This window comes from Pseudomonas sp. CM27, from assembly GCF_013179515.1.
In the GTDB taxonomy this organism is placed as follows: domain Bacteria; phylum Pseudomonadota; class Gammaproteobacteria; order Pseudomonadales; family Pseudomonadaceae; genus Aquipseudomonas.
The window spans coordinates 1-6,783 of the sequence record NZ_JABMCN010000295.1; the positions used below are offsets into that span (position 1 = coordinate 1).

Annotated in this window: 9 protein-coding genes and 1 pseudogene; 3 read left to right on the forward strand and 7 right to left on the reverse strand. The window is 58.6% G+C overall.

From position 1 onward, the window contains the following. The 4 genes and pseudogenes from HP547_RS25875 to HP547_RS25885 form a co-directional block, all read right to left on the reverse strand. A partial coding sequence (locus HP547_RS25875) for an MFS transporter (RefSeq protein ID WP_256676440.1) occupies nucleotides 1-559 on the reverse strand: 559 nt, incomplete at its 3' end. Nucleotides 560-855: 296 nt separating this feature from the next. Continuing rightward, nucleotides 856-2,442: an ABC-F family ATPase gene (locus HP547_RS25880; protein WP_172225912.1), complete on the reverse strand. Its 1,587-nt coding sequence runs from the start codon at nucleotides 2,440-2,442 to the stop codon at nucleotides 856-858. Between the two features lie 20 nt (nucleotides 2,443-2,462). Next, nucleotides 2,463-2,726 (reverse strand): annotated as a pseudogene (locus tag HP547_RS29755) (site-specific integrase); the annotation flags it as partial. A 706-nt stretch (nucleotides 2,727-3,432) separates the two neighbouring features. Beyond that, nucleotides 3,433-3,669, reverse strand: coding sequence for a hypothetical protein (locus tag HP547_RS25885; protein ID WP_172288256.1), 237 nt, complete (start codon nucleotides 3,667-3,669; stop codon nucleotides 3,433-3,435). A 499-nt stretch (nucleotides 3,670-4,168) separates the two neighbouring features. Between HP547_RS25885 and HP547_RS25890 the strand changes: the two genes are divergently transcribed. Together HP547_RS25890 and HP547_RS25895 are read left to right on the forward strand one after the other, a co-directional pair. Further along, a complete protein-coding gene (locus HP547_RS25890; RefSeq protein WP_172288250.1) occupies nucleotides 4,169-4,537 on the forward strand; it encodes a hypothetical protein in 369 nt (122 codons plus the stop codon). A gap of 184 nt (nucleotides 4,538-4,721) precedes the next feature. Next, complete coding sequence (locus HP547_RS25895; protein WP_172220385.1) at nucleotides 4,722-5,030, forward strand: hypothetical protein; 309 nt, start codon at nucleotides 4,722-4,724, stop codon at nucleotides 5,028-5,030. Between the two features lie 48 nt (nucleotides 5,031-5,078). Here HP547_RS25895 and HP547_RS25900 read toward each other — a convergent pair whose 3' ends face one another. The 3 genes from HP547_RS25900 to HP547_RS25910 form a co-directional block, all read right to left on the reverse strand. Next, complete coding sequence (locus tag HP547_RS25900; protein ID WP_172220361.1) at nucleotides 5,079-5,312, reverse strand: hypothetical protein; 234 nt, start codon at nucleotides 5,310-5,312, stop codon at nucleotides 5,079-5,081. Nucleotides 5,313-5,480: 168 nt separating this feature from the next. After that, entirely contained in the window at nucleotides 5,481-5,681 is a 201-nt protein-coding gene (locus tag HP547_RS25905; RefSeq protein WP_172288252.1) for a hypothetical protein, read from the reverse strand. A gap of 105 nt (nucleotides 5,682-5,786) precedes the next feature. Then, nucleotides 5,787-6,215 (reverse strand): hypothetical protein, encoded by a 429-nt coding sequence (locus HP547_RS25910; protein ID WP_256676441.1) that lies wholly within the window; start codon nucleotides 6,213-6,215, stop codon nucleotides 5,787-5,789. A gap of 134 nt (nucleotides 6,216-6,349) precedes the next feature. Here HP547_RS25910 and HP547_RS25915 point away from each other — a divergent pair, with 134 nt between their 5' ends. Further along, on the forward strand, nucleotides 6,350-6,709 hold the full coding sequence (locus HP547_RS25915) for a hypothetical protein (protein ID WP_172288254.1): 360 nt from the start codon (nucleotides 6,350-6,352) through the stop codon (nucleotides 6,707-6,709). The last annotated feature ends 74 nt before the right edge of the window (nucleotides 6,710-6,783 follow it).

A 6,783-nucleotide genomic window follows, 5' to 3' on the forward strand; every position in this document is an offset into this window, starting at 1 on the left:
GCAAAGCCGGCCCCAGGACGCTGAAATCCAGCCCCTCCACGGCCACCACACCCAGTGGCGCACCGATGGCGATGGCGCCATAGGAAGCGATCCCGTTCCATGAAATTACCCGCGCGGTGTGCTCGGGACCTACCTGGCTGATACCCCAGCTCAGGGTGGCGACACCGATCAGCCCCTGGGCGATGCCTAGCAGCAAACGCCCACCCAGCAGCAGTCCCAGGCTCAGCAACGGCACGCTCAGGGTCCAGGCTGACAGCAGCGTCAGCACTCCGCAGCCGGCGATCCCCAGCAGGCCGAAACGGATCGCCCGTTTTCCGCCCAGGGTATCGGCCACCTTGCCGGCAAACGGGCGGCTAAGCAGAGTTGCCAGGTATTGCAGGCCGATGGTCACCCCGGCGATTACCGCGCCAAAGCCCAACTGGTCGTGCACATAGCTGGGCAGCACTGCAATCGGCAGGCCGATGCAGAGGAAGGCAATGAAGGTATAGAAAACGATCGACAGGATCTGCAGGGTGATGGGCTGCGTGTTGCTGGCGGAGGCGGGTTGTTGCGCGGTCATGGGCTCTTTCGCGGGCGGGCGGTTGGGCGTTCCCATCATGGCCGCTACGCAAAGGAAATGAAAGCAGGCTAACGAATTATTCGTCGGGTAGTGCGATACCCTGATGCTAGTCAGTTAAAGCTGATGCGGCTGCTGCGCAGCCCATCGCCGGCAAGCCAGCTCCCACCCCGACCGCATCGAATTCGAACCATGCGCCGTACTTGTGAGAGCCTGGCTTGTCGTGGCGACGAACCGCGGCGATGGGCCGCAAAGCGGCCCCAATGCTTAACTGACTGGCATTCGGCTTTGCCCGTCAATCAGACCAGCACACCCTGGCTACGCAGGTAGTCGTCGTAGGTACCGCTGAAGTCCACCACGCCATCGGCCGACAGCTCGATGATGCGCGTGGCCAGCGACGACACGAACTCACGGTCGTGGCTGACGAACAGCAGGGTGCCCGGATAGTTTTCCAGGGCCAGGTTCAGCGCCTCGATCGATTCCATGTCCAGGTGGTTGGTCGGCTCATCCATCACCAGCACGTTCGGCTTCTGCAGGATCAGTTTGCCGAACAGCATACGGCCTTGCTCACCACCGGAAATCACCTTCACCGACTTGAGGATCTCGTCGTTGGAGAACAGCATGCGCCCCAAGGTGCCGCGGATCACCTGCTCGCCGGAGGTCCACTGGCCCATCCAGTCGAACAGGGTCATGTCGTCTTCGAAGTCGTGAGCGTGATCTTGGGCGTAGTAGCCCAATTCGGCGCTGTCGGTCCACTTCACCGAGCCTGCATCCGGGGTCATTTCGCCGACCAGGGTGCGCAGCAGGGTGGTCTTGCCGATGCCGTTGGGGCCGATGATCGCGACGCGCTCGCCCGCTTCGACGGTAATGTCGAAGTTCTTGAACAGCACTTTTTCATCGAAGGCCTTGGCCATCTTCTCGACGACTACTGCCTGGCGGTGCAGCTTCTTGTTCTGCTCGAAGCGAATGAACGGGCTGACGCGGCTGGATGGCTTCACTTCGGCCAGCTGGATCTTGTCGATCTGCTTGGCACGCGAAGTCGCCTGCTTGGCCTTCGAGGCGTTGGCCGAGAAGCGGCTGACGAAGGTCTGCAGCTCGGCGATCTGGGCTTTCTTCTTGGCGTTGTCCGACAGCAGCTGCTCGCGCGACTGGGTCGCTGCGGTCATGTACTCGTCGTAGTTGCCCGGGAACAGGCGCAGCTCGCCGTAGTCCAGGTCGGCCATGTGGGTGCAGACGCTGTTGAGGAAGTGGCGGTCGTGGGAAATGATGATCATGGTGCTGTTACGCGCCGTGAGGATCGTTTCCAGCCAGCGGATGGTGTTGATGTCCAGGTGGTTGGTCGGTTCGTCGAGCAACAGCACGTCCGGGTCCGAGAACAGCGCCTGGGCCAACAGCACACGCAGCTTCCAGCCGGGCGCCACTTCGCTCATCGGGCCGAAGTGCTGCTCCAGCGGAATACCCAGGCCCAGCAGCAGTTCGCCAGCGCGGGATTCGGCGGTGTAGCCGTCCATTTCGGCGAATTCGGTTTCCAGCTCGGCGACGGCCATGCCGTCTTCTTCGGTCATTTCCGGCAGCGAGTAGATACGGTCACGCTCGGCCTTGACCTTCCACAGCTGGCCATGGCCCATGATCACCGTGTCGATGACGGTGAATTGCTCGTAGGCGAACTGGTCCTGGCGCAGCTTGCCCAGGCGGGTGTTCGGCTCGAGCATGACCTGGCCACCAGACGGCTCCAGGTCACCGCCGAGGATCTTCATGAAGGTCGACTTGCCGCAACCGTTGGCGCCGATCAGGCCGTAGCGGTTGCCGTTGTTGAATTTGACGGAAACGTTTTCAAACAGCGGCTTGGAGCCGAACTGCATGGTGATGTTAGCGGTGGAGATCAAGGAGCTTACCTATCAATAACTTACGTGGCTTCTTCGCAGCTTGGGACCATTTTCGGACCAATTTGGAGCTTTTCCAGCTCCTGCCAGTCGTTGGACGAGTTAATCCAGCGCGCATGAGTCGATAAGAGCATCTGCACGCTATGCCCGAGCTGTTGGGCGATAAATGCGGGGTTGAGACCAGACATTGAGCATATTGTCGCATAGGTGTGACGGCAGTTGTATGGGGAGCGACGCGTGATCCCCAATTCATTCAGCACTGGCACCCACTGTTTATGCAGATCGGCAGGCAATCAGCTCGACGGGGTTCTTTGCTAGCAGGCCTTCCCGGGTGGCTGCAGTCAGGATGGTGGACAGCCTGGTGATCGCGTTGCGCTTTACGCTGGATGATGTCCATTCGGTTTTGGCGAAGACGCGGCGCAGCAGATTGGTCGTAGAATATCGCCAGCCGTCAGGCACGCGCTGTACCTGTGGGAGCCGCGCTTGCCGGCGATGGGCCGCAACGCGGCCCCGGTTACAGATGTCCGCTATGGGGTCGATAGCGGACATTTGGCGATACAAGAAGCGCTACCAGTTTTTTGATACGACTGATGGGGAATAGAGTGGGAGCGGAGGAGTGTTGAACCCAGTGAAATCACCCTACAACGCCTTGCATCAACATTGCGTGATGTCGTAAATTTCCAGGTCCTGTCAGCCCTGCCTATGTCCAGGGCTGACGCTGAAGCCCAACACTGTGTTGGGTTTTTTCGTTTTTAGCGACAGGAACATTTCTCCAAGGCGTGCCAACTGTTGCGATTCATCAAGAAGAAGTTCTCCCGAGCGCTGCGAAAGTGGCTCGTCTACCTCACGGTTGCAGGCCTGGCGGGCAATTCCAGTCGGTTGTTCGATCACCTTTCGCTGTGGAAGCCATGGCGCTTGGCCAAGGGCGTGGCCGCCTACCTCATGGCGCCTTGATGCGTTGTTTCGCCGGGCGCCCAAGGGCTGATCGTTCGGTCAGTCTGTTCGCAGCAAGGGGAACAGTTCTTCTGGATTGCGCGAGCCGGCGTTCATCGTGTCGCACGCTCCAGCGGCCTGCGACCGGTTGATGAAGCCACGCTTGAGCCTTTGCTTCTCCTGGTTGTCATAGATGTCGAAACCGCCCGAAGTGGTGGCGGCGAAGAAGCGGTTGCCGATTTGAAAGGTTTCACCCTCTATCGGTACAGCTGGGACGATCACAAATCTCGGTTGCATGTTCATTGGCCTCCCCAGGCAGACGTCTAAGTATTAGCCCCGCAACAGGAAGACCACAATATGACTCATCGAGACGATTCAGTGACGTGTCGTGTCATGGCTGTCTTGCATGAGCGGCTTGTCATATGAGCGCAGCCGGCGCGGATGTTGGAATGGGAATTGCTTTTCTCCTGGGACACTGAACCCGCGGAGAACGCAAAAATGACTCAGGATGACCGCTATTACATGATTTTCGTGGTGGCAGCTGTGCTGATCCTGGATTTGGGGGCCACGTTGGTGTTCCTCAAGGCTATCGCCTGAACCCGATAGTGGGCTTGGGGGTACGCGAAACTGGGGCCATTCACCGTTAATGGCCCTGGGCATCCCGGCGGAGATATAGCAAACAAACCTATTGCCCGGCTGACTTGGGCAGTAACATGGGCGGACGAAAACCAAAAAAAGGGCAAGCTGCTTGGCAACACTTTCCTACGTTCGCGATGGGGCAGCAGGAGTGTGTCGGGTGAAGAGTTCAAGATCGCTGGCAGGCGCCGTTCTGGTGTCCGGGTTTGCGTCATTGCTGTTGGCAGGTTGTGCACAAAATCGTGATGTGCGTGACGGCCATGACTATAGTTCGGGCACTACCGCGCAAAGCCCACCTGCCTATCTGGGGTGCGTCAAAGGCGAACTTCAAGGCAATGTGAAAACCTATGAAGTTCAGGGTGAAAACTCGGTCAAGCTGTTCATCGAAAGTACAGACCCCAGCCAGGCAGAGGGGCTTGTCGAGCTGCGAGGTGCGGGAAGCCAGCACCAGTTCACGGCCTATCAGCGCGATGCCTGGTACGACCATGGCAGATTGCTGGATGCGGCGCTGATGTGTTCGAAAGCATGAACAACTGACCCTCCGAGGAAAAAGCCCGCCTTTTGAGAGCGGGCTTTTTTGCGTGCCTGCCGGGGTGCCGTTGGGGGCGATGGTGTGGGTGCAGGGCTTCTTTTGCATTTACCGGTTATGCCCGCAATAATCCACGCATTTGGACGGAGCACTCCGGGTGGAAGCAAGAAGCGTTGTTGCCGAAATGTTCATTGGGATCCCGACGCATTTCTGGGTATTGCCGGTTGCTGGCCTGGTCGCCTTTTACGGGCTGAAGTGGGCTGGCACGTCCAGTGATCGCGCTACCTTGCTGCGCGCTGGGACTTACATGTTGCTGGTAGCACTGGCGGTGTTGCCAAATGGGTTCTATGCAATGTTCCCCCCAGCGCCTGATCCTGACGTGCTGTTGAATCATGCGCCGCTACCCAATTATGCCGGCCGTTTCTATCTGGATGCGTTCTACGTATTTAGCGGTTGGGCGCTGAGCAAGGTGGTAAAGCTCAAGTACAGCTAAAAGGTCGGAGGCGGGTCGCCGCCAGAATTGCCCTGGCTCGAAATGGACTCAACTACTGTAATCAGTTGGGGCGCCTTCGATGTCGTCGATCCTTGCGGCGACAGCACGCAACTCTCCCGCAACGGCATCGATGGAAGTGATGTGCGCTGTGACCTCGGGGTCTGCTTGCGAGGTGCCTCTCGCCTGCATGAACTTGACGTGTCCGCTCATGCTTTGACTGAGTTGATCGAGGTGGTCGGCTGTTCTGACCAGGTCAGACTTGATGCTGTGAAGCGTTTCCATGGCGTGAACGGCTTTCCTTGATAGTTGCTTCCGGGCCTGTGAGGATCGCCGCAGGTCAGGGTCGTGTGCAACTACTTTGTAAAAGCCGTGACCCGGGTCAAGCAACAGCCGGCAGGTGGCGCCTTGCGCCTCGGAAGACGCAGGGCACGATGTCTGGGTTGGACAGGTTCATTTGTTATCGGTTACATGAAGAACGGAGCCCTGCTGATCCGTCCCTAATAACCCGCTGGATGGCGAGTTCCCCCCTTGACGTTCGCCAAGCGCCACAGCAGGTGTACGGAAGATAGCACGGTCATTTTCCCCCGTAATAATGCTGATGAGCTTTCCATTCTGATAAAAAAACCGCGTACGCTGGGCATCCTTTTGCATGCCTGTGTCTCCTGCCGAAGTCATGGGTATCGCCACTTTCTCAGCCTTCACCCGGCGCCGCCACTGGCAGAAATATCAGGTGCTGCACTACAGGCGAGGCAAAGGCTAGCCCGGCAGTTGTTCGGGGTCGAAAAACAACGAAGCGACCAGCACGGCCGTGATCACGCCCAGTGCATCGGCAAGAAACAGCAGCAAGCCGCTGGTATCACCAGGCCCAAAGTGTTTACCCAGCGCAAAGTCGATGCCATAGGGGAACGCTGCGATCAACAGCAGCATCATGGCCAGCAGGCCAGAGCAGAGCTGCCTGTAGACCCTGCCGAATGCCAGGCCGTAAGCCCAGAACAGAAAAATGCAGCAGACGGCAAGTCCGGTCGAAGCCGCATATTGGGCGAGTATTTCCAACCACCACAGCATGGGATTCTCCTGGGCGAGAAGGGCGCTGATCGTTCCCCATGAACAACCCGCCCGGCACTGTCGCTGCCTGTTGCTCATCAGAAGCAGCGCAGAGTGGATTCGTTCCTTGAGTTCAATCAAATATTTATCGGCAGGGTGCAGTTGACAGGGATTGTTGTGGTCTTGGTGTCGTCGACTTGTTGTCGTTCTGTCAACCGGGCGGGCGGGTCTGCAAGACTTTGGTTCATTGGTATATGGGCGCACGTCTGGCTAGAATGCAGCGTATCCATAACGGCCAATTGCAAATGCCTATGTTTCGTACCTTTCTCGCTTTTGCGTTAGTTGCCGGGCTCACCGGTTGCGCAACGCCTGGTAAACCCACCGCCAGCAAGCTGACGCACAAATCGCCGCAACAATACGCCGCCTGTGTACTGCCCAAGTGGCAGGCGCTGGCGCCCCAGGCCACGCAAAAGTCGATTGCCCACGGCTACCGGCTGACAGCGCCCAGTGCCGTGGCAAGCGATGATGTGCTGGACGTCATCGACTCCCACGACGGCAGCCGTGCGACGTTCTACAAAGGCAGTTTCCTGTCGGGCGACAAGCTGCGCCAGGCTGCAAGGGAATGCCTGGACTGACTCAGTAACCCGAGCCGCTCGATCCGCCCATGCTGGGCAGGCGGGCCGTGTGCTGGGTATAGCTCCACTCGGCG